Annotated in this window: 26 protein-coding genes; 11 read left to right on the top strand and 15 right to left on the bottom strand. The window is 57.5% G+C overall.

Features of this window, described 5'->3' with window-relative positions:
- The 4 genes from livG to livK are packed head-to-tail and all read right to left on the bottom strand — an operon-like array spanning window position 1 to window position 4,118.
- Entirely contained in the window at window positions 1-765 is a 765-nt protein-coding gene (livG, locus tag L379_RS01780) for a high-affinity branched-chain amino acid ABC transporter ATP-binding protein LivG (protein ID WP_003861544.1), read from the bottom strand.
- The gene (locus L379_RS01775; protein ID WP_003861542.1) at window positions 762-2,039 is read right to left on the bottom strand and encodes a high-affinity branched-chain amino acid ABC transporter permease LivM; all 1,278 of its coding nucleotides are present in this window, start codon (window positions 2,037-2,039) and stop codon (window positions 762-764) included. Before L379_RS01775 ends, livG begins: the two co-directional genes overlap by 4 nt.
- The gene (livH, locus tag L379_RS01770) at window positions 2,036-2,962 is read right to left on the bottom strand and encodes a high-affinity branched-chain amino acid ABC transporter permease LivH (protein WP_015571470.1); all 927 of its coding nucleotides are present in this window, start codon (window positions 2,960-2,962) and stop codon (window positions 2,036-2,038) included. The genes L379_RS01775 and livH overlap by 4 nt, the downstream gene beginning before the upstream one ends.
- 46 nt (window positions 2,963-3,008) lie before the next feature.
- Window positions 3,009-4,118, bottom strand: coding sequence for a high-affinity branched-chain amino acid ABC transporter substrate-binding protein LivK (livK, locus tag L379_RS01765; protein ID WP_032649748.1), 1,110 nt, complete (start codon window positions 4,116-4,118; stop codon window positions 3,009-3,011).
- 424 nt (window positions 4,119-4,542) lie between these two features.
- Here livK and panM point away from each other — a divergent pair, with 424 nt between their 5' ends.
- Window positions 4,543-4,926, top strand: coding sequence for an aspartate 1-decarboxylase autocleavage activator PanM (gene panM / locus L379_RS01760; protein WP_015571473.1), 384 nt, complete (start codon window positions 4,543-4,545; stop codon window positions 4,924-4,926).
- A gap of 162 nt (window positions 4,927-5,088) precedes the next feature.
- On the opposite strand, the gene livJ is transcribed toward panM, so the two are convergent.
- The 6 genes from livJ to ftsY form a co-directional block, all read right to left on the bottom strand.
- Window positions 5,089-6,189, bottom strand: coding sequence for a branched chain amino acid ABC transporter substrate-binding protein LivJ (gene livJ, locus L379_RS01755; RefSeq protein WP_015571474.1), 1,101 nt, complete (start codon window positions 6,187-6,189; stop codon window positions 5,089-5,091).
- 197 nt (window positions 6,190-6,386) lie between these two features.
- Window positions 6,387-7,652: a 4-aminobutyrate--2-oxoglutarate transaminase gene (locus L379_RS01750; RefSeq protein ID WP_032655388.1), complete on the bottom strand. Its 1,266-nt coding sequence runs from the start codon at window positions 7,650-7,652 to the stop codon at window positions 6,387-6,389.
- A 136-nt stretch (window positions 7,653-7,788) separates the two neighbouring features.
- Window positions 7,789-8,646 (bottom strand): RNA polymerase sigma factor RpoH, encoded by an 858-nt coding sequence (gene rpoH, locus L379_RS01745; RefSeq protein ID WP_000159624.1) that lies wholly within the window; start codon window positions 8,644-8,646, stop codon window positions 7,789-7,791.
- A gap of 250 nt (window positions 8,647-8,896) precedes the next feature.
- On the bottom strand, window positions 8,897-9,952 hold the full coding sequence (ftsX, locus tag L379_RS01740; protein ID WP_032655391.1) for a permease-like cell division protein FtsX: 1,056 nt from the start codon (window positions 9,950-9,952) through the stop codon (window positions 8,897-8,899).
- Entirely contained in the window at window positions 9,945-10,610 is a 666-nt protein-coding gene (gene ftsE, locus L379_RS01735; RefSeq protein ID WP_006812284.1) for a cell division ATP-binding protein FtsE, read from the bottom strand. Before ftsE ends, ftsX begins: the two co-directional genes overlap by 8 nt.
- Before the next feature lie 2 nt (window positions 10,611-10,612).
- Window positions 10,613-12,073, bottom strand: a complete 1,461-nt coding sequence (ftsY, locus tag L379_RS01730) for a signal recognition particle-docking protein FtsY (protein WP_015571476.1) — start codon at window positions 12,071-12,073, stop codon at window positions 10,613-10,615.
- A 127-nt stretch (window positions 12,074-12,200) separates the two neighbouring features.
- Here ftsY and rsmD point away from each other — a divergent pair, with 127 nt between their 5' ends.
- Both rsmD and L379_RS01720 read left to right on the top strand, forming a co-directional pair.
- On the top strand, window positions 12,201-12,803 hold the full coding sequence (gene rsmD, locus L379_RS01725; protein WP_015571477.1) for a 16S rRNA (guanine(966)-N(2))-methyltransferase: 603 nt from the start codon (window positions 12,201-12,203) through the stop codon (window positions 12,801-12,803).
- Window positions 12,787-13,068 carry a DUF1145 family protein gene (locus tag L379_RS01720; RefSeq protein WP_017384124.1) on the top strand — a complete coding sequence of 94 codons (282 nt, stop codon included), beginning with the start codon at window positions 12,787-12,789 and terminating at the stop codon, window positions 13,066-13,068. The genes rsmD and L379_RS01720 overlap by 17 nt, the downstream gene beginning before the upstream one ends.
- Window positions 13,069-13,148: 80 nt before the next feature.
- Here the strand turns inward: L379_RS01720 and L379_RS01715 are convergent, their stop codons facing one another.
- Complete coding sequence (locus L379_RS01715) at window positions 13,149-13,508, bottom strand: DUF2500 domain-containing protein (protein WP_032655394.1); 360 nt, start codon at window positions 13,506-13,508, stop codon at window positions 13,149-13,151.
- A 129-nt stretch (window positions 13,509-13,637) separates the two neighbouring features.
- Between L379_RS01715 and L379_RS01710 the strand changes: the two genes are divergently transcribed.
- Together L379_RS01710 and zntA are read left to right on the top strand one after the other, a co-directional pair.
- On the top strand, window positions 13,638-14,264 hold the full coding sequence (locus L379_RS01710) for a lysoplasmalogenase (protein WP_003861515.1): 627 nt from the start codon (window positions 13,638-13,640) through the stop codon (window positions 14,262-14,264).
- Between the two features lie 76 nt (window positions 14,265-14,340).
- Window positions 14,341-16,512 carry a Zn(II)/Cd(II)/Pb(II) translocating P-type ATPase ZntA gene (zntA, locus tag L379_RS01705; RefSeq protein WP_032655397.1) on the top strand — a complete coding sequence of 724 codons (2,172 nt, stop codon included), beginning with the start codon at window positions 14,341-14,343 and terminating at the stop codon, window positions 16,510-16,512.
- Window positions 16,513-16,611: 99 nt separating this feature from the next.
- Here zntA and L379_RS01700 read toward each other — a convergent pair whose 3' ends face one another.
- The 4 genes from L379_RS01700 to tusA form a co-directional block, all read right to left on the bottom strand.
- Window positions 16,612-17,898, bottom strand: coding sequence for a TRAP transporter large permease (locus L379_RS01700; RefSeq protein WP_015571481.1), 1,287 nt, complete (start codon window positions 17,896-17,898; stop codon window positions 16,612-16,614).
- 10 nt (window positions 17,899-17,908) lie between these two features.
- Window positions 17,909-18,418 (bottom strand): TRAP transporter small permease, encoded by a 510-nt coding sequence (locus L379_RS01695; protein ID WP_015571482.1) that lies wholly within the window; start codon window positions 18,416-18,418, stop codon window positions 17,909-17,911.
- Between the two features lie 12 nt (window positions 18,419-18,430).
- On the bottom strand, window positions 18,431-19,402 hold the full coding sequence (locus tag L379_RS01690) for a TRAP transporter substrate-binding protein (protein ID WP_015571483.1): 972 nt from the start codon (window positions 19,400-19,402) through the stop codon (window positions 18,431-18,433).
- Between the two features lie 233 nt (window positions 19,403-19,635).
- Entirely contained in the window at window positions 19,636-19,878 is a 243-nt protein-coding gene (tusA, locus tag L379_RS01685; RefSeq protein ID WP_000130627.1) for a sulfurtransferase TusA, read from the bottom strand.
- Window positions 19,879-20,047: 169 nt separating this feature from the next.
- Here tusA and L379_RS01680 point away from each other — a divergent pair, with 169 nt between their 5' ends.
- The 6 genes from L379_RS01680 to L379_RS01655 all read left to right on the top strand — a co-directional run bounded on the left by L379_RS01680 (window position 20,048) and on the right by L379_RS01655 (window position 24,426).
- The gene (locus L379_RS01680) at window positions 20,048-20,713 is read left to right on the top strand and encodes a 7-cyano-7-deazaguanine/7-aminomethyl-7-deazaguanine transporter (RefSeq protein ID WP_003861274.1); all 666 of its coding nucleotides are present in this window, start codon (window positions 20,048-20,050) and stop codon (window positions 20,711-20,713) included.
- A gap of 72 nt (window positions 20,714-20,785) precedes the next feature.
- The gene (locus L379_RS01675; RefSeq protein ID WP_003861272.1) at window positions 20,786-21,343 is read left to right on the top strand and encodes a DcrB family lipoprotein; all 558 of its coding nucleotides are present in this window, start codon (window positions 20,786-20,788) and stop codon (window positions 21,341-21,343) included.
- A gap of 135 nt (window positions 21,344-21,478) precedes the next feature.
- Window positions 21,479-22,528 carry an AI-2E family transporter gene (locus L379_RS01670; RefSeq protein WP_032655401.1) on the top strand — a complete coding sequence of 350 codons (1,050 nt, stop codon included), beginning with the start codon at window positions 21,479-21,481 and terminating at the stop codon, window positions 22,526-22,528.
- A gap of 125 nt (window positions 22,529-22,653) precedes the next feature.
- Window positions 22,654-23,376 (top strand): beta-ketoacyl synthase chain length factor, encoded by a 723-nt coding sequence (locus L379_RS01665; RefSeq protein WP_032655402.1) that lies wholly within the window; start codon window positions 22,654-22,656, stop codon window positions 23,374-23,376.
- Complete coding sequence (locus L379_RS01660) at window positions 23,373-24,188, top strand: lysophospholipid acyltransferase family protein (RefSeq protein ID WP_032655404.1); 816 nt, start codon at window positions 23,373-23,375, stop codon at window positions 24,186-24,188. Before L379_RS01665 ends, L379_RS01660 begins: the two co-directional genes overlap by 4 nt.
- On the top strand, window positions 24,169-24,426 hold the full coding sequence (locus L379_RS01655) for a phosphopantetheine-binding protein (protein ID WP_003861263.1): 258 nt from the start codon (window positions 24,169-24,171) through the stop codon (window positions 24,424-24,426). The genes L379_RS01660 and L379_RS01655 overlap by 20 nt, the downstream gene beginning before the upstream one ends.
- Window positions 24,427-24,430: the final 4 nt, after the last annotated feature.

A 24,430-nucleotide genomic window follows, 5' to 3' on the forward strand; every position in this document is an offset into this window, starting at 1 on the left:
TTATGCCTCACCAAGGTATGCGCGGATCACGTCCGGGTTGTTGCGGATCTCTTCCGGCGTGCCGTTCGCCAGCGGCGTGCCCTGGTTTACCACGTAGATACGGTCCGAAATGCCCATCACCAGCTTCATGTCATGCTCAATCAGCAGGATGGTGGTGTCGTGATGATCGCGCAGCTCGGCAATCAGCTCGTCCAGCTCTTTGGTCTCTTTCGGATTGAGACCTGCCGCTGGTTCGTCGAGCATCAGGATCTCCGGCTGGGTCACCATACAGCGCACGATCTCAAGGCGACGCTGATCCCCGTAAGCGAGGTTGCTCGCCTGACGGTTAGCGTGCTGGAGCAGGCCGATACGGTCGAGCCAGGTCGCGGCGCGGTCGAGCGCCTCCTCCTGCGTGCGGCGAAAGGCCGGGGTTTTCAGCAGGCCGGAGAACAGCCCGGTTTTCAGCTGCTGATGCTGTGCCACCAGCAGGTTCTCAATCACCGTCATCTCGCGGAACAGACGCACGTGCTGGAAGGTACGCACCACGCCCATGCGGGCAATCTGCTGGCCCGGCAGCCCTTCAAGGTGCTGGTCGCGCAGCATGATGGTGCCGCCCGTCGGCTTGTAGAAGCCGGTCAAACAGTTAAAGACCGTGGTTTTTCCCGCGCCGTTCGGGCCAATCAGGGAGACAATCTCTTTCTTGTGCAGATCCAGATTCACATTGTTGACCGCCAGCAGGCCGCCAAAGCGCATCATCAGGCCGTTAACGGATAATAAAGGCTTCATGCCTGCTCTCCTTTCGCCTGTGTGCGTTTCAGCTTCAGCTGTGGACGGGTCATCGGCAGCAGACCCTGCGGACGCCAGATCATCATCAGCACCATCAAACCACCCAGCATTAACATGCTGTATTCGTTAAAGTCGCGCATCAGCTCGCGGGAGACCACCAGCAGGATAGCCGCGAGGATCACGGCGAACTGCGAGCCCATTCCACCGAGCACCACAATCGCCAGCACAAAGGCGGATTCGGCAAAGGTGAACGATTCAGGGCTGACGAAGCCCTGACGTGCGGCAAACAGCGTCCCGGCGAAACCGGCAAACGCGGCGCTGATGGTAAATGCGGTCAGCTTGATGCGGGTCGGGTTCAGGCCCAGGGAGCGGCAGGCGATCTCATCTTCGCGCAGCGCTTCCCACGCGCGGCCCAGCGGCATGCGCAGCAGACGGTTGATCACAAACAGGGTAATCACCACCAGCAGCAGCGCCACCAGATAGAGCCAGATCACGCGGTCGGACGGATCGTACTTGATGCCAAAGAAATTGCTGAAGGTATCCCAGCCGCCTTCACGGGCGGTACGGCTGAACTCCAGGCCGAAGAAGGTCGGTTTCGGGATCTGGCTGATGCCGTTCGGACCGCCGGTCACTTCGGTATTGTTGAGCAGCAGAATACGGACGATTTCGCCGAAGCCTAAGGTCACAATCGCCAGATAGTCACCGCGCAGGCGCAGCACCGGGAAGCCGAGCAGGAAGCCCGCCGCGGCAGAGACCAGCCCCGCCAGCGGCAGACAGGTCCAGAAGCCGAGGCCGTAATAGTGGTTCAGCAGCGCGAAGGTGTACGCGCCGATGGCGTAGAACCCGCCGTAGCCCAGCACCAGCAGGCCAGACAGCCCCACCACCACGTTCAGACCCAGCCCCAGAATCACGTAGATCATGGTCAGGGTGGCAATATCCACCGTCCCGCGCGATACCATAAACGGCCACGCCACGGCAGCCACCAGCAGCGCCACCAGGAACAGCTTCTGTTTCACCGTTGTACCGTCGATCGCCGGCAGGACGAATTTCGGCCCGGAGACGTTTTTCAGCGTCTTCTGGAACAGCGGACGCAACAGCTGGAACAAGAACACCACCGCGGTGCCGATAAACACCCACTGCCAGCGGATGTCGGGAGCGGTATCCACCACCAGCTTCGTGCCGTCCAGTCCTAACTGGACGCCCATAAAGACGCCCGCCAGGACGAAGAACATGGCGGCAGAGAGCAGCGCCATCGCAAAATGCATCGGTTTCATACTTTCTCTACCTCCGGACGGCCCAGAATACCGGTAGGCATTACCAGCAGAACCAGAATCAGCAGGGCAAACGACACCACATCTTTATATTCGGTGCTCAGGTACGCCGAGGAGAGCGCTTCGGCCACGCCCAGGATCAGGCCGCCGATCATCGCGCCTGGAATGCTGCCGATGCCGCCCAGTACCGCCGCGGTGAAGGCTTTCATCCCGGCCATAAAGCCGATGTACGGGTTGATTACGCCGTAGAACTGGCCGAGCAACACGCCAGCCACCGCCGCCATCGCTGCGCCGATCACGAAGGTCAGGGCAATCACGCGGTCGGTGTTAATCCCGAGCAGGCTCGCCATCTTCAGATCTTCCGCGCAGGCGCGGCAGGCGCGTCCCATGCGGGAGTAGCGGATGAACAGGGTCAGGGCCAGCATGGCAATAAAGGTCACAACCCAGATAACCAGCTGCATGGTGGTGATGGTGGCAGAGAAGTTTTCGCTGGCCCCCACAATCCACTGGCCGTTAAACAGGCTTGGCAGCGCTACGTCGCGTGAACCTTCGGTCAGGCTGACGTAGTTTTGCAGGAAAATGGACATACCGATGGCGGAGATCAGCGCGATCAGGCGTTTGGAGCTGCGCACCGGCCGGTAGGCCACCCGTTCAATACTCCAGCCGTAGGCGCTGGCGATCACAATCGCGCCGACAAACCCGGCGGCCACCAGCAGCCAGCTGCTGTCGATGCCCATCATCATCAGCGCGGCGATAATCATAAAGGAGACGTAGCTACCGATCATGTACACCTCGCCGTGGGCGAAGTTGATCATGCCGATAATGCCGTAAACCATCGTGTAGCCGATGGCGATCAGCGCGTAGGTGCTTCCCAGCGTGACGCCGTTAAACATCTGCTGCAAGAAGTAGAGAAACTGCTCGGACATAAGAAAACCTTTTTATACCCGCCCGGTGAGCCGGGCGGTGGGATGATTATTTGGCGACCGAGGAAGACCCGTCGGCGTGCCACTTAAAGACACCAAACTCAAATCCCTTCAGATCGCCTTTCTCATCCCAGTTCAGCGGCCCAATCACGGTGTTCGCCCCGTGTGCTTTTAAATCTTTCACCAGGTCCAGCGGCTCTTTACTGCCGGTACGGTCCAGCGCGGTGGCCAGAGACTGCACGGCCGCGTAGGTGATCCAGACGTACGGACCGCTCGGATCTTTCTTCTGCGCCTTGAGCGCATCCACGATAGCCTTATTCGCCGGATCCTGGTCATAGCGTTTTGGCATCGTCACCAGCATGCCTTCGGCAGAATCGCCCGCGATGTTGGACAGGGAGGCATTACCGACGCCCTCTGGCCCCATAAACTGGGTTTTCAGGCCGGTGGCGCGCGCCTGGCGCAGCATCTGCCCCATTTCCGGGTAGTAGCCGCCGTAATAAACGAAGTCGATATTCTCTTTTTGCAGGCGGGCGATCAGCGCGGAGAAGTCTTTCTCACCAGCGGTAATGCCGTCGAAGAAGACGATGTTTGCGCCGCCTTTTTTCAGGCCATCCTGCACGGAACGCGCCAGGCCTTCGCCGTACTGCTGCTTATCATGAATGATGGCGATACGCTGCGGCTTAACGGTTTCGAGGATGTATTTGGCGGCGGTTGGCCCCTGAGAGGAGTCCAGACCGGCGGTACGCATGATGTGCTGGTAGCCGCGCTGGGTCAGTTCCGGGTTGGTGGCACCCGGGGTGATCATCAGAATGTCTTCGTCTTCGTAGATATCAGACGCAGGCTGCGTGGAGGAAGAACACAGGTGCCCGATGACGTACTGGATACCGTCGTTAACGATTTTGTTGGCGACCGCGACGGCCTGTTTAGGATCGCAGGCGTCGTCATACTCCACGCCTACCAGCTTGTCGCCTTTGATGCCGCCTTTGGCGTTGATATCTTTGATGGCCTGACGCGCGCCGTTGAACTCCATGTCACCCCACTGGGCAACAGGGCCGGACATCGCCCCCACTACCGCAACTTTAATGTCGTCTGCCATAGCGGCATGCGAGATCGACAGTGCGACCATCCCCGCGATTAACGTCTTCGCGTTCCTTTTCATCTCTGAATCCCCATTCGTGATGTCATGTTTATATTTTGTTTTATTATGGTTAAAAAGCATTCTGTACTTTTTATGAACAACGCTATTTTTACCAGTGCCTTTAATGGTTTAGCGCAGTTTTTTGTCAAAAACCAGACTAAAATCTCTATTTTTCAGGCGATTAAGCAAAGATAATATTCTGAAATCAGGCGGAGATAAACAAATAAAAGCGCGGTTTGCAGCATAAAATAACGGTACAAAGCGCCGAATAAATCACTGCCCTTCAGGCTAAAATTCTGCTTATTTTTCGATCCATGTGTTTTCAAACTGCCCATCGCGCTGCCAAAAAACTAATCACCTGGTAAATGGGAAGAAAAAGAGAAAGCGCCTGAGCAAATAAATTGAGTACACTGGCCCTACTCTTTTTGAATTGGACAAGCAGCTAATGAAACTGACTATCGTGCGTCTGGTGACCTTTAGCGACCAGGATCGTATCGACCTGGGCAAGATCTGGCCGGAATATTCCCCTTCATCGCTGGCCGTCGATGAAAACCACCGCATCTATGCCGCGCGTTTTAATGAACGTCTGCTGGCCGCCGTCCGCGTAACGCTGAGCGGCACGGAAGGGGCGCTGGACTCCCTGCGCGTGCGCGACGTGACCCGCCGTCGCGGGGTCGGGCAGTATTTGATTGAAGAGGTGATCCGCGAAAACCCGAGCGTAACCTCCTGGTGGATGGCCGACGTGGGCGTAGAGGATCGCGGCGTGATGGCGGCGTTTATGCAGGCGTTAGGGTTTACGGCGCAGGCGAACGGGTGGGAGAAGCGCTAAAAGAAAGCCGGGTGGCGGCTGCGAGGTGCTCATAGTAGGCCCGGTAAGCGAAGCGCCACCGGGCAAAAGAGGGCTGAGCGGGCTGATGCCCTCACCCCGGCCCTCTCCCACGGGGAGAGGGAGAAAACATTAAAAAAGGCAACTTGCGTTGCCTTTTTGCGTTTATTTTGCGTCAGTCGCCGTGCCGTTGGCATGCCAGTCAAACACGCCGAACTCGAAGCCCTTCAAATCGCCCTTCTCATCCCAGGACAGCGGCCCCATCACGGTTTCCACCGAGTTCGCTTTCAGCCAGGTGGCAATCTCCGCCGGATCGGCTGACTGGTTCAGGCCCGCTTGCAGAGACTGCAACGCTGCGTAGGTGGTCCAGACGAACGCACCACTTGGATCCTGTTTCTTCGCCTTGATGGCATCGACAACAGGTTTGTTCGCAGGCACCTGGTCGTAGTTCTTCGGTTTGGTCACCAGCAGCCCTTCAGCGGATTCACCCGCGATATTAGACAGGGAAACGTTCGCGACACCTTCTGGCCCCATGAACTGCGTCTTCAGACCCGCCGCACGCGCCTGGCGCAGGATCTGCCCCATTTCCGGGTGGTAGCCGCCGTAGTAAACGAAATCGATATTTTCTTTCTTCAGACGCGCGACCAGGGTCGAGAAGTCTTTCTCACCGGCGGTGATACCGTCAAAGAACACCACGTTGGCGTTCGCTTTTTTCAGGTTATCCTGCACCGCACGGGCCAGGCCTTCGCCGTACTGCTGTTTGTCATGAACAATCGCGATGCGCTGCGGCTTCACTTTTTCCACGATATATTTCGCGGCGGTTGGCCCCTGATCGGAGTCCAGACCGGTGGTACGCAGGATCAGCTTATAGCCGCGCGCGGTCAGCTCTGGCGCCGTCGCGGCCGGCGTGATCATCAGAATGCCTTCGTCTTCGTAGATGTCAGACGCGGGCTGGGTGGAAGAGGAGCACAGGTGACCGATAACGTATTTGATCCCGTCGTTTACCACTTTGTTCGCCACCGCGACCGCCTGTTTCGGGTCACAGGCATCGTCATATTTTACGATTTGCAGCTTTTCGCCCTTGATGCCGCCCTTAGCATTAATGTCTGCAACCGCCTGTTCCGCGCCGGTAAATTCCTGGTCGCCGTACTGTGCTACCGGACCGGACATCGCGCCCACCACGGCCACTTTAATATCGGCCTGGGCCATAGTGCTGAATGCCAACGCGATACATCCTGCCAGTAACGCTTTACCCTTCATGTTCATCCTGAGATTCCCCATTATTATGGTTATAACGATTGTTGTGATGTTGTTGTGTAGCGCTTTATTTCAGTTATAGGCGTGCTGTTCGCGCTTTTTCAGCATACTCTGCTAAAACATACCCCATTTTTATGATTTTGGAATAGCTAATTTGAAATGAAAATATGATAAGCCCAACTGTCATTTCAGCCGGGCTTTTGGCTTTATCGTGTCAGCGAGGCGGAAATAATATCCAGCGCTTTACGGAACTGCACTTCGGGGATGGTGAGCGGGTAGAGGAAGCGAATAACGTTGCCGTAAACGCCGCAGCTCAAAAGCAGCAGCCCTTCGTTCAACGCGCGCTCCTGAACCTGACGGGTAAATTCGGGCGACGGCTGTCCGGTTTGCGGATCGGTAAATTCTACCGCCACCATCGAGCCCTGCCCACGGATATCGGCGATATACGGACAGCCATCCTTCGCTTTATTCAGCACCTCGACCAGATGATGCCCGAGATGCGCCGCGCGGGTGCAGAGATCGTCCTCGTCAATCACATCCAGCACCGCATGGGCCGCCGCAATCGCCAGCGGGTTACCCGCGTAGGTGCCGCCCAACCCACCCGGCGCGGGCGCATCCATCACCTCCGCCCGGCCAGAGACGGCAGAGAGCGGCATCCCGCCCGCCAGGCTTTTCGCCATGGTGATCAGATCGGGCTTCACGCAGTGATTTTCCATGGAGAACAGCTTGCCGGTACGCGCGAAGCCGGTTTGCACTTCGTCGGCAATCAGTAAAATCCCGTGGGTATCGCACAGGGCACGCAGCGCCTGCATAAAATCAGCGGGCGCGACGTTGAACCCGCCCTCGCCCTGAACCGGTTCAATAATGATTGCCGCCACCTGATCGGGCGCGATATCGGCTTTGAAGATGCGCTCCAGGCTTTTTAGCGCTTCGGCGGTACTAACCCCGTGCAGGCTGTTGGGGAATTGCGCGTGGTACACCGAGCCGGGGAACGGGCCGAAGCCGAGCTTATAGGGCGCCACTTTGCCGGTCATCGCCATGGTCATAAAGGTACGGCCGTGGAACGCGCCGCCGAAGGTGATAAGGCCGGGACGTCTGGTGTACGCGCGGGCGATTTTCACCGCGTTTTCGACCGCTTCCGCCCCCGTTGAGAAGAAGGCGGTTTTGGCTGGCCCCTCTATGGGTACGCGCTGGTTGATGCGCTCGGCAAGCGCCACATAACCTTCATAGGGGACGATTTGATAAGCGGTATGGGTAAAGGCGTGAAGCTGTTTTTCGATGGCGGCGATAACTTTAGGATGACGATGCCCGGTATTCAGCACGGCGATCCCGGCGGCAAAATCAATATACTCGTTACCTTCCACGTCCCACACCGTGGCGTTTTCGGCTTTATCGGCATAGAAGTTACACATGACGCCGATACCGCGCGGCGTCGCCTGTAAACGCCGGTCGTTCAGTTCGTTATTTTTCACCCTGTCACCCTCTGAAAGTCGCCTGCTTAGCGCATCAGTAAGTGTTTGCCAGGGGGAAGAAATTCGCCAGAGCGGGCGCTAAAAAAACAAAACCCCCGAATTTGCATTCGAGGGTTCTCGGTGTACTTCGCGGAAATTACGCTTCGATAGCGGCGCGAAGTTTTTTCATGGCGTTTTTCTCAAGCTGACGCACACGTTCAGCGGAGACGCCGTAGCGGTCGGCCAGTTCCTGCAACGTGGACTTGTTATCTTCGTCCAGCCAGCGGGCACGAATAATATCCTGGCTACGCTCGTCGAGGCCTTCCATCGCGAAGGTCAGCTTGTTCGCCGCCTGGTCTTCCCAGTTATCCTCTTCAATGCCGTCAGCAAAGTTAGAGGTTTTATCCTGTAGATACAGAACCGGGGCCATCGGCTGGCTGTCGGACGCGTCATCGTCGGCAGACATATCAAACGTCATGTCCTGCGCGGCCATACGGGATTCCATCTCGCGGACGTCTTTGCTGGAAACGCCCAGCTCGCGCGCCACCATTTCCACTTCATCCTGATTGAACCAGCCCAGACGCTGCTTGGTTTTACGCAGGTTGAAGAACAGTTTGCGCTGCGCTTTCGTCGTGGCGACTTTCACAATACGCCAGTTACGCAGGACGTATTCGTGAATTTCCGCTTTGATCCAGTGCACGGCGAAGGAGACGAGTCGCACACCCACTTCCGGGTTAAAGCGACGTACCGCCTTCATCAGGCCAATGTTACCTTCCTGAATCAGGTCCGCCTGCGGCAGGCCGTAGCCCGCATAATTACGAGCAACGTGAACAACAAAGCGCAGGTGAGACAGGATCAGCGTTTTAGCTGCTTCCAGATCGCCCTGGTAATGCAGCTTTTCAGCAAGCTCCTTTTCTTCCTCAGCCGTTAACATCGGCCAGGTGTTCGCAGCCCGGATGTAAGATTCCAGGTTACCAACAGGGGCTAAAGCTAAAGTTTGCATTTCTTTGGTCATTCATTCCTCTCAATGTTTCTTCTGGTCCAGGTTGTCCCCGTCAGGCAACAACCATGCCAAAGCGTTTGAGCAACGAGATTAGCATTCACTCTTTTATCAGACAGTGATTTTATCCACAAGTTCCAGGTGCAACAGTGAATAAATTACGCACAAAATGTGACATGAAGATGATTACAGGGGAAGAGACAACAGGGACGCTTTCCCTGCAAGCGAACATCTCGGTGCAGGGAAAGATTATATCACGCTTTTATTAGTCGGGAGTAAAGTGGCGTAAATGTTGAACCGTTGCCAGCCATGCCGCCACCCAGCCGATCATGGAGCACACCAGCAGCAACAGCAGGCACTCATCGAACCCTAAGCCACTGATATCAAACTTAGTTCCGAAAACCTGCGCCACTTCAGTCACGGCAGACGACAGCCGCATCACCAAAATTTCTGACAATATCAATGAAAGAAATGCACCAGAAAAACCTAATAACGCGCCGCCGTAAAGGAACGGGCGGAGGATGAAACCATCCGTTGCGCCAATCAGTTTCTGCACGTTGATGGTATCGCGACGGGCGAAGATGCTCAGGCGCACGCTATTACCGATGACGAGGAACACCGCCGCCACCATCAGCACGCCGATCATCGCCGACACGCGTCCTACCAGCCCGGTCAGGGCGGCAAGACGGGCAAACCAGCTGTCGTCCATGCGCACTTCATCAATCCCGTTAATGCGGGTAATGCGGTCGCGCAGGGTGTTGAGCGAATCCGTGCCCTGGAAATCGAGTTTCGGGATCACCACCGCCACCGCGGGCAGCGGGTTCTCTTCAAGCATATCCAGCGCGCCGCCGAATCCGGACCAGTTGCGGAACTCACCCAGCGCTTCATCGCGGGAAAGATAGTTCACCTTCTCCACGCCCTGCTCGGCCTGAATCTGCCCCACCACCTGAGCCGCCGCGTTATCGTCGAGGGCTTTATCCAGATAAACGGTGATCTGCGGCGACGGATAGTACTGGGACGCCGCCTGGTTTACGTTTTTGTAAACCATGTAGCAGACGCTGGGCAGCGTCAGGGAGATGGCAATCACCATCACCGTCAGGAACGTCGCCAGCGGTTTGCTTTTCAGATCCTGCAACGCGCCCTGGAAGGCGTACCGCACCTGCTCGTTAAAGACGTTGGTTTTGCGGGAGTTCGGTTTCGGTGCCGTTTTGGCACGCTTAGGCGCATTGCGATTGCCGTCCCCGCCGCCCTGAGGCTTGCGGAAACGGTCAAACCGGTTGCTGAACTGCCGAATCTGGTTCATTGCATCACGCTTATTCACCGTGGCCTCCGTGCAAATGCCCGTCGCTCAGGGTCAGCATGCGGTACGAACGGCGGGAGATCAGCCCCATGTCGTGCGTCGCCATCAGTACCGTGACCCCCACGCGGTTAAATTCCTCAAACAGACGCAGGATCCCTTCAGAGAGGGCATCGTCCAGGTTACCGGTCGGTTCATCCGCCAGCAAAACGGCAGGCTTGTTCACTACCGCGCGGGCGATACCCACGCGCTGCTGCTCACCGCCGGAGAGCTGGATCGGGAAGTTCTTCGCTTTGTCCAGCAGCCCGACCTTATCCAGCGCCGCCGAAACGCGACGGCGGATATCATCGTAACTGGCGCCAGCAATAATCAGCGGGATCGCGACGTTATCGAAAACCGTGCGATCCATCAGCAGGTGGTGATCCTGGAAAATCATGCCAATCTGACGACGCAGGAACGGCACTTCACGGTTCTTAAGACGGCTAATTTCATGGCCGCTGAACCAGATTTTCCCGGCGCTTGGCCGCTCGATCCCACAGATCAGCTTGAGCAGGGTACTTTTCCCCGCGCCGGAATGGCCGGTCAGGAATGCCATCTCGCCTGGCTGGAGGTGGAATGTCACCCCCTGTAGCGCTTGTCTCCCGCCGAGATAGGCCTTGCTGACGTGTTCAAAGCGAATCATTGTTAGTCCTCTCGGGCAAATAGTGCCTCAATAAAGTCGTCCGCTTTAAACGGACGTAAATCCTCAATACGCTCGCCCACACCGATGTAACGGATAGGAATGCCGAACTGGTCGGCCACGGAGAAGATCACCCCGCCTTTCGCGGTCCCGTCCAGCTTGGTCAGCGCGATCCCGGTCAGTCCTACCGCTTCATGGAACAGTTTCGCCTGGCTGATGGCGTTCTGTCCGGTGCTGGCGTCGATAGTCAGCATAATTTCATGCGGTGCATCTTCGTCCAGCTTCTTCATGACGCGAACGATTTTCTTCAGCTCTTCCATCAGGTGCGATTTGTTCTGCAAACGCCCTGCGGTATCCGCAATCAGCACGTCCACGTTACGCGACTTCGCCGCCTGGATGGCATCGAAAATCACGGACGCGGAATCCGCGCCGGTGTGCTGAGCAATAACCGGAATATTGTTGCGCTGGCCCCACACCTGAAGCTGTTCCACCGCTGCCGCACGGAAGGTATCGCCCGCCGCCAGCATCACCGATTTGCCCTGCTGCTCAAACTGGCGCGCCAGCTTGCCGATGGTGGTGGTTTTGCCCACGCCGTTGACGCCAACCATCAGGATAACAAACGGCATTTTGCCTTCAATATTAAGCGGTTCGTCAACTTTTGCGAGAATTTCACCCATCTCGTCTTTCAGCAGGCCGTACAGCGCCTCGGCGTCACGCAGCTGTTTGCGGCTCGCCCCTTCGGTCAGGTTGGCGATGATCTTCCGGGTGGTTTCCACGCCCACGTCCGCAATCAGCAGCTGCTCTTCCAGCTCCTCAAACAGATCGTCGTCGATCTTTTTGCCGCGGAACAGACTGATAAATCCGGAACCTAAGTTTTCTTTGGTTTTGAGCAGGCTGCGCTTCAGGCGCGCGAAGAAACCTTCTTTGGTCGGTTTTTCTTGCTCCTGAACGATCTCTTCTTCGGCCTGCGCTTCCACCGGCACGACGATGACCGCTTCTTCAGCCGCTTCCGCCGCCAGCGCCTGGGCTTCCAGCTCTTCGTCGGTCAACTCTGGCTCAAGGGCCGCTTCTTCTTCCACCGCCTCAACAATTTCAACGGTTTCCGCTTCGGCCTGCCACTCTTCGGCAGAAACCTCTTCAGCTTTCACCTCTTCCGGCAGCGGCAGCTCTTCGTGTTCGATAGTGGCCTGCGGCGCTTCGTTAAGGGTTTCAACGATAACCGGCTCTGGTTTTTCGCTCTCCTGAACCTGTTCAGTAACCTCAACCACCTCTTCGGCAAAGGATTCAATCTCTTCTTTGCTGTGGGCTGGCTCTTCCGCTTCGACAACCGCAGCGGTTTCGACAGGCGTTTCAGGCTGTGACGGCTCTTCTACAACCTGCTGTTCTTCGGTTTTCTGTTCTGTTTCTTGCTCTTTTTCACCGAAACCCAACCAGGAAAAGAAGCCACGTTTTTTTTGTTTTGCCATCTGCGACTACACTCCTCGCGGCGCTATATACAGGGAAGCTAAAAAAATGATGAAATAGTCTAACACTTTACTTAATTGACATCACCGCCCGCAATCGCAGGGCAATGGTTAACAGAGCTTTCCTGAGATGAAGAAACCCACCCGCGCCCCGGCCGGTCAAATTCGCATTATCGGCGGTCAGTGGCGAGGCCGGAAATTACCGGTGCCGGACAGCCCCGGTTTACGCCCCACCACGGACCGCGTTCGCGAGACGCTGTTTAACTGGCTCGCCCCGTCTATGGTAGACGCCAACTGCCTGGACTGCTTCGCCGGAAGCGGTGCATTGGGGCTGGAAGCGCTGTCGCGTTATGCCGCCAGCGCCACGCTGCTGGAGATGGAGCGCGGCGTCGCGCAGACATTGCAGCAAAATCTGGCTACGCTGAAGGCAACCAACGCGAAAGTGGTGAATACCAACACGCTGAGCTTCCTCGCCCAACAGGGGACGCCGTTCAACGTGGTGTTTGTTGACCCGCCGTTCCGTAAAGGGCTGCTGGAAGAGACATTATCGTTGCTGGAAAAAAATGGCTGGCTGGCAGACGACGCGCTGATTTACGTTGAAAGCGAAGTGGAAAATGGCCTGCCGCCCGTTCCCGTTCACTGGGATCTACACCGCGAGAAGGTCGCCGGCCAGGTGGCTTATCGTCTGTATCACCGTCAGGCACAAGGAGGATCCGATGCCAGTACTGATTAACGTAGGGCGCGTGCTGATGCTGTGCGTCTGGGCATTTTTGATTTTGAATCTGGTGCACCCGTTCCCGCGTCCGCTGAATATCTTTATTAACGTGGCGCTGATTTTTACCGCGTTCATGCATGCCTTGCAGATGGTGATGCTGAAAAACGGTCTGCCTAAAGATGGCCCACCGATGACCGGCTGGCAGCAGCTGCGGGTGTTTATTTTCGGCGTGTTTGAGCTGCTGGTGTGGATGAAGAAGTTTAAGGCGCAGGTGAAGAAGTAAGGTGCGCTATTGCCCGGTGGCGCGCAGCGATCCGGGCCTACGTAACCCCGTAGGCCGGGCAAACGCAGTGCCGCCCGGCATTACTGCTCAGGTGTAAAACCTTCAAACCGCGACCCTTTGTAACTCAGCGTGCCTTTCTCCCCCACCGTCAGCTGGTGGTACTGCTGCGCCTCCAGGCGGAAGGTCATCTCCAGCCCGCCGGTTTCCGGCTTAAAGCTCGCTTCATAGCGCATCATTGTGCCCGCTGGCGTCACCTGCTGCTGGCGGGAGCGGCGGTCGTTAAGCGGCTTCTCACGCTTGTTCGTCACCACCACGCGCTTTTGCATCAGCGGCGCGGCGTCATTGTCGGCATTCTCACGGCGCTGCTGCACGAAGCGAAACGAGGCGGCAATGACGATAATCGCCACCACGATAATGAAAAACAGCGGCATCTTGCTCATTGAAAAATCCCATCAGATTATGCGGAATTCAGGATACCTCGCCTGCCCCGGCATTGCCAAACGCCCGCTCGCGTCACTACACTGGATCAGGAACTGATCATTCAGCCTCAACAGTTACAGGGAGTTAATATGCTTTGGTCATTTATCGCTGTCTGTTTTTCCGCATGGCTTTACGTCGATGCGTCTTACCGTGGCCCAGCCTGGCAGCGCTGGTTGTTTAAACCCGTCACGCTATTACTCCTGCTGTTGCTTGCCTGGCAGGCCCCGATGTTTAACGCCGTTAGCTATCTTGTCCTCGCGGGGCTGTGTGCTTCCCTGATTGGCGATGCCTTAACCCTGCTGCCGCGCCAGCGCCTGCTGTACGCCGTGGGGGCGTTCTTCCTGTCGCATCTGCTCTATACCATCTACTTTGCCAGCCAGATGACGCTCTCCTTCTTCTGGCCGCTGCCGCTGGTGCTGCTGGTGATTGGCGCCCTGCTGATCGCGGTGATCTGGTCGCGTCTGGAAGAGATGCGTCTCCCGGTCTGTACGTTTATCGCCATGACGCTGGTGATGGTGTGGCTGGCGGGCGAGCTGTGGTTCTTCCGTCCGACCGCTCCGGCAATGTCTGCGTTCTTTGGTGCCGCACTGTTGCTGTTGGGTAATATCGTCTGGCTGGGCAGCCACTATCGCCGCCGCTTCCGTGCGGATAATGCGATTTCCGCCGCCTGTTACTTTGCCGGACACTTCCTGATTGTACGTTCGCTGTATATCTAAATAACGCTTGACTCTGGAGTCGACTCCAGAGTGTATGCTGCGGTTAATGAGAAAATTATCATTACCGGAGACTGCCATGTCGACTCCAGAAATACCTAAAAAAGTTCCCCAATTCTCGGCACTTAAGCTCAGCCCGGTTCCGCCAAAAGAGGACTGCTGCTGCGAGGTCGCGTGCGAAACCCAGACCGAAGCGCTGCCTGAAAACGGCAATCACTATAGCTGGGTGGTCAACGGCATGGACTGCGCGGCCTGCGCCCGCAAAGTGGAAAATGCGGTGAAGCAGGTGCCGGGTGTGAAACACGTTCAGGTGCTGTTCGCTACCGAAAAGCTGCTGGTCAGCGCCGAAAACGACGTCAGCAGACAGGTTGAAGCCGCCGTCAGCAAAGCGGGTTATACCCTGCGCAGCGAAACGGCGCCCGCAGAAAAAACGTCCCCGCTAAAAGAAAATCTGCCGCTCATTACCCTCATCATCATGATGGCCCTGAGCTGGGGGCTGGAGCAAATCAACCACCCGTTCGGCAACCTGGCGTTTATCGCCACCACGCTGGTTGGCCTGTTCCCTATTGCGCGTCAGGCGCTGCGTCTGATGAGAAGCGGCAGCTGGTTTGCCATCGAAACGCTGATGAGCGTGGCGGCTATCGGGGCGCTGTTTATTGGCGCGACGGCCGAAGCGGCGATGGTGCTGCTGCTGTTCTTAATTGGCGAACGCCTTGAGGGCTGGGCGGCGAGCCGGGCGCGTAAAGGGGTGAGCGCGCTGATGGCGCTGAAGCCGGAAACCGCCACGCGGGTTATTCATGGTCAGCGTGAAACGGTCGCCATCAATACCCTGCGCCCGGGCGACGTGATTGAAGTGCCAGCAGGCGGACGTCTGCCAGCCGATGGGGCCCTCATTACCGCCACCGCGAGCTTTGACGAAAGCGCCCTGACCGGGGAATCCATCCCGGTAGCGCGCGCGGCAGGCGAGAAGGTGCCTGCGGGCGCCACCAGCGTCGACCGACTGGTGCTGCTGACGGTCCTTTCCGAACCGGGCGACAGCGCCATCGACCGCATCCTCAGGCTGATAGAAGAAGCCGAGGAGCGCCGCGCGCCGGTAGAACGCTTTATCGATCGCTTCAGCCGGATTTACACCCCCGCCATCATGCTGGTGGCGCTGCTGGTCACCGTCGTGCCGCCGCTGTTCTTCGGCGCGCCGTGGGAGGGCTGGATTTACAAAGGGCTGACGCTGCTGCTGATCGGCTGTCCGTGTGCGCTGGTGATCTCCACCCCGGCGGCGATTACCTCAGGGCTGGCGGCGGCGGCACGTCGCGGGGCGCTGATTAAGGGCGGCGCGGCGCTGGAACAGCTGAGCCAGGTTCAGCACATCGCCTTCGATAAAACCGGCACGCTGACCGTCGGCAAGCCGCAGGTGACCGGCGTGTATCCGCAGGACATCAGTGAAGACGCCCTGCTGACGCTGGCCGCCGCCGTGGAGCAGGGCTCCACCCACCCGCTGGCGCAGGCGATCGTGCGTGAAGCGAAGGGGCGCGGGCTGAACATCCCTCCGGCAACCGCCCAGCGAGCGCTGGTCGGGTCAGGGATTGAGGCTGTGGTCGGAGGCAAAAAAGTGTTGATCGCCGCGGCAGGCGCGTTCGCGAATCCACAGGTTGAGACATTAGAGCAGGCCGGGCAGACGGTCGTTGCCGTGATGCAGGACGGTGTACCGATGGGCATGCTGGCGCTGCGCGACACCCTGCGTGACGATGCGAAAGACGCCGTCGACGCGCTGCACAGGCTGGGGGTACAGGGCGTGATCCTGACCGGTGATAACCCGCGTGCGGCGGCGGCGATTGCTGGCGAGCTGGGGCTGGAGTTTAAGGCCGGATTGTTGCCTGCGGATAAAGTCAGCGCGGTAACCGAGCTGAACGGTCATGCCCCGCTGGCGATGGTCGGGGACGGGATAAACGACGCCCCGGCAATGAAGGCTTCCACCATCGGCATTGCGATGGGCAGCGGCACCGATGTGGCGCTGGAGACGGCGGATGCGGCGCTGACCCACAACCGCCTGACCGGGCTGGCGCAGATGATTAGCCTGGCGCGGGCGACGCGCGCCAACATCCGCCAGAACATTGGGATTGCGCTGGGGCTGAAGGGGATATTCCTCGTCACCACGCTGCTCGGCATGACCGGCCTGTGGCTGGCGGTGCTGGCGGATACGGGGGCGACGGTGCTGGTTACGGCGAACGCGTTGCGGCTGTTGCGCCGTCGGTAAAAATGCCCGGTGGCGGCTACGCCTTACCGGGCCTACAACATCTCCGAACCGTAACCGTAGGCCGGGTAAGGCGTAGCCGTCACCCGGCATAAAACGGCGTCACTGCATCCCTAGCACCCCCGGCAACCACAATGATATCGCCGGGATGTACGTCACCATCCCCAGCACCACCAGCAACATACCGTAAAACGGCAGCATCGCCCGCACCACGTGCTCGATCTTCTGCTTACTCACCGCGCTCGCCACGAACAGCACCGACCCGACCGGCGGCGTGATCAGCCCAATCCCCAGGTTCACCATCATGATCATTCCGAAATGCACCGGATCGATCCCCAGCGAGTTGGTCACCGGCAGCAGTACCGGGGTCAGGATCAGGATGATCGGCGCCATGTCCATTAGCGTGCCAATCAACAGCAGCATGATATTGAGGTACATGAGGATCACGTATTTGTTATCGGAGAGCGACGTGAAGAATTCGGTGATGCGCATCGGCAGCTGCATGTAGGTCATTACCGCGCCAAACGCCGCGGCAAAGCCAATCAAAATCATCACGATGGTGACGGTTTTCACCGTACGGCACATCAGCTTCGGCAGTTCATTCCACTTGTAATCGCGGTAAATGAACATGGTGACGAAGAACGCCCACAGGCAGGCCACGGCGGCAGATTCGGTCGCCGTGAATATCCCGGACAAAATCCCGCCGAGGATAATCACCACCGTCATCAGCCCCCACAGAGCATCGAGCATGATTTTCAGCGCCTGCCTGAACGGGATTTTGTCCCCTTTCGGATAGCCGCGCTTGCGGGCGAAGCACAGGCAGAGCACCATCAGGCTCACGCCCAGCAGCAGGCCCGGCAGCACGCCCGCGATAAACAGCGTGGCGATGGAGACCGTTCCCCCTGCCGCCAGGGAGTAAATCACCGAGTTGTGGCTGGGCGGGATCAGGATCGCCTGCACCGACCCGCTGGCCGTCACCGCCGCCGCGTATTCGCGCGGATAGCCCTTCTTCTCCATCTCCGGGATCATCACGCTGCCGATAGACGCCGTATCCGCCACCGACGAGCCGGAAATCGCGCCGAAGAACGTTGATGCCACGATGTTCACCAGCGACAGCCCGCCGCGAATAAAGCCGACAAAAACGTACGCGAAGTTGACCAGCCGTCGGGCAATGCCCCCTTCCGCCATGATCGCCCCGGCAAGAATGAAGAACGGGATCGCCAGCAGGGTAAATTTATTCACCCCGCTGGTGATCTGGATCATCAGCGCCTCCAGCGGCAGGTCAATCCACAGCGCGCCCGCCACGGCGCTTAAGCCGACGGCGAAGGCCACCGGCATCCCCAGCGCCAGCAAAATGGCGAGGGTGAATAACAAAACAAACGCATCCATTGTTCACCCCTTAACTGTGATTGCCGATCAGCACGACCGGACGGTTTTCCTGCGAGCCAAACAGCAGGCGTTCAAGCACAAACAGGATCAAAATGGCCGACCCGACAGGTAGCGGCAGATAGCTTTCGCCGGAGGTCAGAAGCGGAAACTCCGCCACCGGCTGCTCCCACAGCTCGACGCACAGCCAGTAGCTGTACCAGCACATCAGGCCTGAAATCAGCAGCATCAGCAGATCCACCATCCGCGCGCACACTCTTTGCAGCGACGCGGGCAGGCGGTCGGTGAGCATGTTGACCGCAATATGCGACCCGGCGCGGTAGCTCACCGCCGCGCCGATAAAGGTAAACGTCACCATGCAGATAATGGCGATCGGCTCCGGCCAGGATTCGCCGCGATTAAGCACGTAGCGTGAAAAAATGCCGATGGGGATGACAATCGTCATCACCAACAGCGAAATACCTGCCACCGCCATGGCGAACAGGTACAGACGGTCCATCCACTTCAGGTAGAGTTCGGACATACGTACTCCGGTTTACTGGACGTCAGCGATGGCTTTCATCAGATCCTGATGCTTATCGCCATACTGCGCGCGCACCGGCTCTGTCGCCTTGATAAACACCGTTTTATCGATGTCGTGGAACTGCACCCCGCCGGCCTTCATTTTCGCCAGCGCCTGGTCGTTATACGCATTCCACAGCTTGCGCTGCTCGAACTGCGCTTCGCGGGCCAGCACCAGGATCTTTTGCTGTTCGTCAGCGCTGAGCTTGTCCCATTTCACTTTGGAATAGAGCAGCATTTCCGGGGTGATGAAGTGGCCGCTCAGCGTGTAGTTTTTGGCGACCGGCATATAGTTGTGGGCGATAAAGGTTGGCGGGTTGTTCTCCGCGCCGTCGATCACCCCGGTCTGCATGCCGCTGTAAACCTCGCTGACGCCCATCGCCACCGAGTTCGCCCCCATCGCTTTCAGCGTGGCCAGCGCCACCGGGCTGCCCTGCACGCGGATTTTCTTCCCTTTCAGATCGTCCGGTTTGACGATCGGCTCTTTGGTGATCAGGTTACGGGTGCCGGAATCCATCCAGCCAAGGAAGACCAGACGCGATTTCGGGTTGGCGGTGAGTTTGTCGCCGATCTGCTTGCCGATATCCCCGTCGATCACCTTGTGCATGTGGTCTTCATCGCGGAATACGTAGGGCAGCGTAAACACTTCGATATCCGGCAGAATGGCAGCCACCGGCGCCATGGAGACGCGGATCATGTCGATCGCCCCCATCTGCGCCTGCTCAATCATCTGCTTTTCATCCCCCAGCACGCCGCCGGGGAAGACCTTAATCTCCAGCTTGCCATCGGTTTGTTGTTTGAGTTTTTCACCCATGTGCTGAACCGCCACCACGTTCGGGTAGCCTTCGGGATGCACATCGGCGGCTTTGATGGTCTGGGCAGAAACGGTGCAGGCAAAAGCAGACAGGCACAGCGCGGCCAGTAACGGCTTGAGGGTCGTTTTCATTGAGTCAACTCCAGGGTAGTGAGATAAGCGTTAAAACGGTGTTTTAGTTTTTGACGCTTAAAAATTAGACTACGGCTGGAAAAGGGAGGGTGAAGCGCCTCACAAAAGCGCGAAATTTTGAAACGATGGTTCGAAATTGTGATGAGTACTTGTCGGGTGGCGGCTGCGCCTTACCCGACCTACTACACCCGTAGGCCCGTGCAAGCGAAGCGCCGCCGGGCGTCAGGCCGCACTTACCCCTTACGAATCAAATACCGGTACGGCAAGGTCTCGGTTTGCTGCGCCACCAGTTCATGTTCCATAAAGGTACAAAAGCCGGGGATATCACGGGTGGTAGCCGGGTCATCGGCGACGATCAGCAGCGTTTCGCCACTCTGCATGTTACGGACGGTTTTACGCACCATCATTACCGGCTCCGGGCAACGAAGGCCCTGAGCATCAAGCGTGTGGTCTGGGCTGGAAAACAGGTCGGTCATTTTCTTCTCGTTCAGGTAAAAACGGCTGTAGTTTACGCCCCGCTATCGCCAATGCAAACCAGGTTAACGATTGCGTGAAAATTAGCCATTGCAAAGTGTCGTCAAAGCAGTATCATGCGGCGGCTTTATTGGGTTCCCTCACCCCAAATATTAATCAAAAAGGTACAATATGAACTCCTTTACACAATCGCAACGCGTCAAGGCGTTGTTCTGGCTTTCGCTATTTCATCTGCTGGTGATCATCTCCAGTAACTATCTGGTACAGCTCCCGATCTCCATCTTTGGTTTCCATACCACCTGGGGCGCGTTCAGTTTCCCGTTTATTTTCCTCGCGACGGATTTAACCGTGCGTATTTTTGGCGCACCGCTGGCGCGGCGGATTATTTTTGCGGTGATGATCCCGGCACTGTTTGTCTCCTACGCCATCTCCTCGCTGTTTTACATGGGCAGTTGGCAGGGCTTCGAAGCGCTGACGCACTTCAACCTGTTCGTCGCGCGTATTGCCACCGCCAGCTTTATGGCTTATGCCCTGGGGCAGATCCTCGATGTCCACGTGTTTAACCGTCTGCGTCAAAACCATCGCTGGTGGATGGCACCAACGGCCTCCACGCTGTTCGGTAACGTGAGCGATACGCTGGCCTTCTTCTTCATCGCCTTCTGGCGCAGCCCGGACGCCTTCATGGCAGAACACTGGATGGAAATTGCTCTGGTGGACTACGCCTTTAAGGTGCTTATCAGCCTGGTTTTCTTCCTGCCGATGTACGGCGTACTGTTGAATATGCTGCTGAAAAGGCTGGCAGATAAATCTGAAATCTCCGCATTGCAGGCAGGTTAAGGGTTCGCTTTATCAGTTGTGATAAGATGAACGAATGAGCCGTTATGGCCGTTTATCGAAAGGAAGAAGTCAATGCGCAATCTGGTTAAATATGTCGGGATTGGCCTGCTGGTTGTTGGCCTTGCAGCCTGTGATAACAGCGACACCAAAACGCCTGCTCAGGGCGCGTCAGCAGAAAGCAACGCCACCGGTCAGCCGGTGAGCCTGATGGATGGCAAACTCAGTTTCTCTCTGCCTGCGGACATGACCGACCAGAGCGGTAAGCTGGGCACCCAGGCGAACAATATGCACGTCTATTCCGATGCCACCGGCCAAAAAGCGGTGATTGTGATCGTCGGTGACGATACCAGCGAAGATCTGGGCGTGCTGGCCAAACGCCTGGAAGATCAGCAGCGCAGCCGCGACCCGCAGCTTCAGGTGGTCACCAACAAGTCTGTTGAACTGAAAGGCCACACGCTGCAACAGCTGGACAGCATCATCTCTGCCAAAGGCCAGACCGCGTACTCCTCCGTGGTGCTCGGCAAGGTGGACAATAAACTGCTGACCATGCAGATCACCTTGCCGGCAGACAATCAGCAGAAAGCGCAGACCGCCGCTGAAAACATCATTAACACCCTTGTGATCCAGTAATCGTTCACCAGGATGCCGTGGCCTCCGTCGCTTGCGCCGGGGGCCATTTTTTTGCCACGACTTTCAGACTAACACGCCAGACGAAGCCCATCCGGCGCACTACAATTAACACGCCCCCCGGAAAAAGGAATTCTTATGACTGCCAGCCCGCCCGACAAAGCCGGACTTCATATTTTATTAAAACTTGCCTGTCTGGTGGTTATCCTTGCGGGTATCCACGCGGCGGCGGATATCATTGTTCAGCTTCTGCTGGCGCTGTTTTTCGCCATTGTGCTCAACCCACTAGTGACATGGTTTTTACGCCGGGGCATCAGCCGCCCGGTCGCGATTACCATCGTGGTGATGGTGATGCTGGTTGTCCTGACGGCGCTGTTCGGCGTGCTCGCCGCCTCGCTGAGTGAATTTTCCACCATGCTGCCGCAGTACAATAAAGAGCTGACGCGCAAGCTGGTCGATCTTCAGCGCACGTTGCCGTTCGTGAATCTGCATATCTCACCGGAACGGATGCTGCGTCGGATGGATTCCGAGAAGGTGATGACCTACGCCACCACGTTGATGACCGGGCTTTCCGGGGCAATGGCCAGCATTCTGTTGCTGGTGATGACGGTGGTGTTTATGCTGTTCGAAGTGCGCCACGTGCCGTATAAACTGCGTTTTGCCCTGAACAATCCTCAGATCCACATTGCCGGCTTGCACCGCGCGCTGAAGGGCGTATCCAAGTATCTGGCGCTGAAAACGCTGTTAAGCCTGTGGACCGGCGTGATCGTCTGGCTGGGGCTGGTACTGCTGGACGTGCAGTTCGCGCTGATGTGGGGCGTGCTGGCGTTTTTACTGAACTACGTACCCAATATCGGCGCGGTGCTTTCCGCCGTTCCGCCGATGATCCAGGCGTTCCTGTTTAACGGTTTTTATGAGTGCATGCTGGTAGGGGCGCTGTTCCTTGTCGTGCATATGGTGCTGGGTAACATTCTCGAGCCGCGCATGATGGGCCACCGTCTGGGCATGTCGACGATGGTGGTGTTTTTATCGTTACTGATCTGGGGATGGCTGCTGGGTCCGGTGGGCATGCTGCTCTCCGTGCCGCTCACCAGCGTCTGTAAAATCTGGATGGAAACCACGAAAGGAGGCAGTAAACTCGCCATTCTTCTGGGTCCGGGTCGGCCAAAAAGCCGTTTGCCGGGATAACCGGGTGGAAAGGGTCAAAAGTGACGTTTATTCGCCAGCGCGACGACAACATTGTACGATGTGCGCAGCAAATCGCGCTGGCGAAGAAAAAGTCACAGAAACAGGTTTATCGCGGACGCGCGTAGATGAAATTTACACTTACCCTTATCGACTGGCAGGCAAGAGCGCCAGGACTCAGCGATGCCGACGAATGGCAGGCATGGTCACGCCGGTCTGACGCCATCGATCCCGCTGCACCGCTGGCGAAACTGACCGATCTGCCGATGATGACCGCCCGCCGCCTGAATTCAGGCAGCAGGCTGGCCGTCGATCTTGGCCTGATGATGCTGCGCAAACACCGCATCGATGCCGTCGTCTACAGCAGCCGTCATGGGGAGCTGGAGCGCAATTTCCGTATTCTCCAGGCCCTGGCGGCAGAACAGCCCGTTTCCCCCACCGATTTTGCCATGTCGGTACACAACTCGGCGGTCGGCAATCTCACTATCGCCGCGCGTCAGCCTGTTGTCTCTTCGTCGGTTTCCGCCGGTATGGATACCTTCCAGCAGAGCTTGTGCGACGTGCTGAGCCTGCTGCATGCGGGCTACTCCCGCGTGTTGCTGGTGGATTTCGACGGTCTGCTGCCTGATTTTTATCACGCCGGGCTGCCGCCGCAGATGCCCGTCTGGCCCTACGCGCTGGCGCTGGTGATTGAGGCGGGAAATACGCTCAGCTGTGAAACGCACATCAACCGCACGCCTGAAGAGCCCGCGCTGCCGCAAAGCCTCCAGTTCCTGCGCCATTACCTGCGGGACGAGCGCCAGTTTACCCTGCCGGGCGAGCGCCTGCTGTGGCAATGGACGCGCCAATGAGAGGGTTACGTTCCCGCCTCGATCGGATATGGCGGATGCTGATGACCGGATTGTGCTTCGTCCTGTTCGGCCTCGGCGGGCTGACGCTGTCGCTGGTGTGGTTTAACCTGCTGCTGATTTTCCAGCGCGACCGCACTCAACGTCGCCGCCTGGCACGCCGCACTATTTCTGCCAGTTTTCGCCTGTTCCTCGCGGTGGTACGCGGTGCAGGGGTACTGGATTACCGTTTCAACAACCTGGACGTTCTGCGCGCCGAGCGGGGCTGTCTGGTGATTGCGAATCATCCCTCGCTGCTGGACTACGTTCTGCTGGCGTCGGTGATGAACGAAACCGACTGTCTGGTGAAAAGCGCGTTGCTTCGTAACCCGTTCGTCAGCGGCGTGATCCGCGCGGCTGACTATCTGATTAACAGCGAAGCCGACACGCTGCTTGCCGCAAGCCAGCAGCGTCTGGCCCAGGGCGATACCCTGCTTATCTTCCCTGAAGGCACCCGCACCCGGGTGGGGGAAGCCATGACCCTGCAACGTGGGGCGGCGAATATCGCCGTTCGCTGCAACAGCGCCGTGCGCGTGGTGGTGATCCACTGTAGCGAACGGATGCTGGATAAACAGAGCAGCTGGTATAACGTGCCCCCCAACAAACCTGTTTTCACCGTGGATGTTCGCGAACGCATCAACATTCATGATTTTTATGATGCGAGTCAGCACGAACCCGCGCTGGCAGCAAGGCATTTAAACCGGCATATGCAGCATCAGTTAACAACCGGTCTTCAATCTTTGTCAGGAACGAAAGATGCAAGCGCTCTATCTTGAAATTAAGAATCTCATTATCTCTACGCTGAATCTGGAAGAACTTACCCCAGAGGATATTGATACAGACGCCGCGCTCTTTGGCGACGGCCTCGGTCTGGACTCAATCGACGCCCTTGAGCTGGGGCTGGCGGTAAAAAATCAGTACGGCGTAGTGCTTTCTGCCGAAAGTGACGAGATGCGTCAGCACTTCTATTCCGTTGCCACGCTCGCGGCTTTTATCCATCAACAACGCGCCTGAGAAT

This window comes from Enterobacter sp. MGH 33, assembly GCF_000534535.1.
Taxonomy (GTDB): domain Bacteria; phylum Pseudomonadota; class Gammaproteobacteria; order Enterobacterales; family Enterobacteriaceae; genus Enterobacter; species Enterobacter hormaechei_C.

Bases quoted from the DNA above. Each gene is read 5' to 3' on its own strand.
- livG (WP_003861544.1), bottom strand. From the start codon at position 765: ATGAAGCCTTTATTATCCGTTAACGGCCTGATGATGCGCTTTGGCGGC.
- L379_RS01775 (WP_003861542.1), bottom strand. From the start codon at position 2,039: ATGAAACCGATGCATTTTGCGATGGCGCTGCTCTCTGCCGCCATGTTC.
- livH (WP_015571470.1), bottom strand. From the start codon at position 2,962: ATGTCCGAGCAGTTTCTCTACTTCTTGCAGCAGATGTTTAACGGCGTC.
- livK (WP_032649748.1), bottom strand. From the start codon at position 4,118: ATGAAAAGGAACGCGAAGACGTTAATCGCGGGGATGGTCGCACTGTCG.
- panM (WP_015571473.1), top strand. From the start codon at position 4,543: ATGAAACTGACTATCGTGCGTCTGGTGACCTTTAGCGACCAGGATCGT.
- livJ (WP_015571474.1), bottom strand. From the start codon at position 6,189: ATGAACATGAAGGGTAAAGCGTTACTGGCAGGATGTATCGCGTTGGCA.
- rpoH (WP_000159624.1), bottom strand. From the start codon at position 8,646: ATGACCAAAGAAATGCAAACTTTAGCTTTAGCCCCTGTTGGTAACCTG.
- ftsE (WP_006812284.1), bottom strand. From the start codon at position 10,610: ATGATTCGCTTTGAACACGTCAGCAAGGCCTATCTCGGCGGGAGACAA.
- ftsY (WP_015571476.1), bottom strand. From the start codon at position 12,073: ATGGCAAAACAAAAAAAACGTGGCTTCTTTTCCTGGTTGGGTTTCGGT.
- rsmD (WP_015571477.1), top strand. From the start codon at position 12,201: ATGAAGAAACCCACCCGCGCCCCGGCCGGTCAAATTCGCATTATCGGC.
- L379_RS01720 (WP_017384124.1), top strand. From the start codon at position 12,787: ATGCCAGTACTGATTAACGTAGGGCGCGTGCTGATGCTGTGCGTCTGG.
- L379_RS01715 (WP_032655394.1), bottom strand. From the start codon at position 13,508: ATGAGCAAGATGCCGCTGTTTTTCATTATCGTGGTGGCGATTATCGTC.
- L379_RS01710 (WP_003861515.1), top strand. From the start codon at position 13,638: ATGCTTTGGTCATTTATCGCTGTCTGTTTTTCCGCATGGCTTTACGTC.
- zntA (WP_032655397.1), top strand. From the start codon at position 14,341: ATGTCGACTCCAGAAATACCTAAAAAAGTTCCCCAATTCTCGGCACTT.
- L379_RS01700 (WP_015571481.1), bottom strand. From the start codon at position 17,898: ATGGATGCGTTTGTTTTGTTATTCACCCTCGCCATTTTGCTGGCGCTG.
- L379_RS01695 (WP_015571482.1), bottom strand. From the start codon at position 18,418: ATGTCCGAACTCTACCTGAAGTGGATGGACCGTCTGTACCTGTTCGCC.
- L379_RS01690 (WP_015571483.1), bottom strand. From the start codon at position 19,402: ATGAAAACGACCCTCAAGCCGTTACTGGCCGCGCTGTGCCTGTCTGCT.
- tusA (WP_000130627.1), bottom strand. From the start codon at position 19,878: ATGACCGACCTGTTTTCCAGCCCAGACCACACGCTTGATGCTCAGGGC.
- L379_RS01680 (WP_003861274.1), top strand. From the start codon at position 20,048: ATGAACTCCTTTACACAATCGCAACGCGTCAAGGCGTTGTTCTGGCTT.
- L379_RS01675 (WP_003861272.1), top strand. From the start codon at position 20,786: ATGCGCAATCTGGTTAAATATGTCGGGATTGGCCTGCTGGTTGTTGGC.
- L379_RS01670 (WP_032655401.1), top strand. From the start codon at position 21,479: ATGACTGCCAGCCCGCCCGACAAAGCCGGACTTCATATTTTATTAAAA.
- L379_RS01665 (WP_032655402.1), top strand. From the start codon at position 22,654: ATGAAATTTACACTTACCCTTATCGACTGGCAGGCAAGAGCGCCAGGA.
- L379_RS01660 (WP_032655404.1), top strand. From the start codon at position 23,373: ATGAGAGGGTTACGTTCCCGCCTCGATCGGATATGGCGGATGCTGATG.
- L379_RS01655 (WP_003861263.1), top strand. From the start codon at position 24,169: ATGCAAGCGCTCTATCTTGAAATTAAGAATCTCATTATCTCTACGCTG.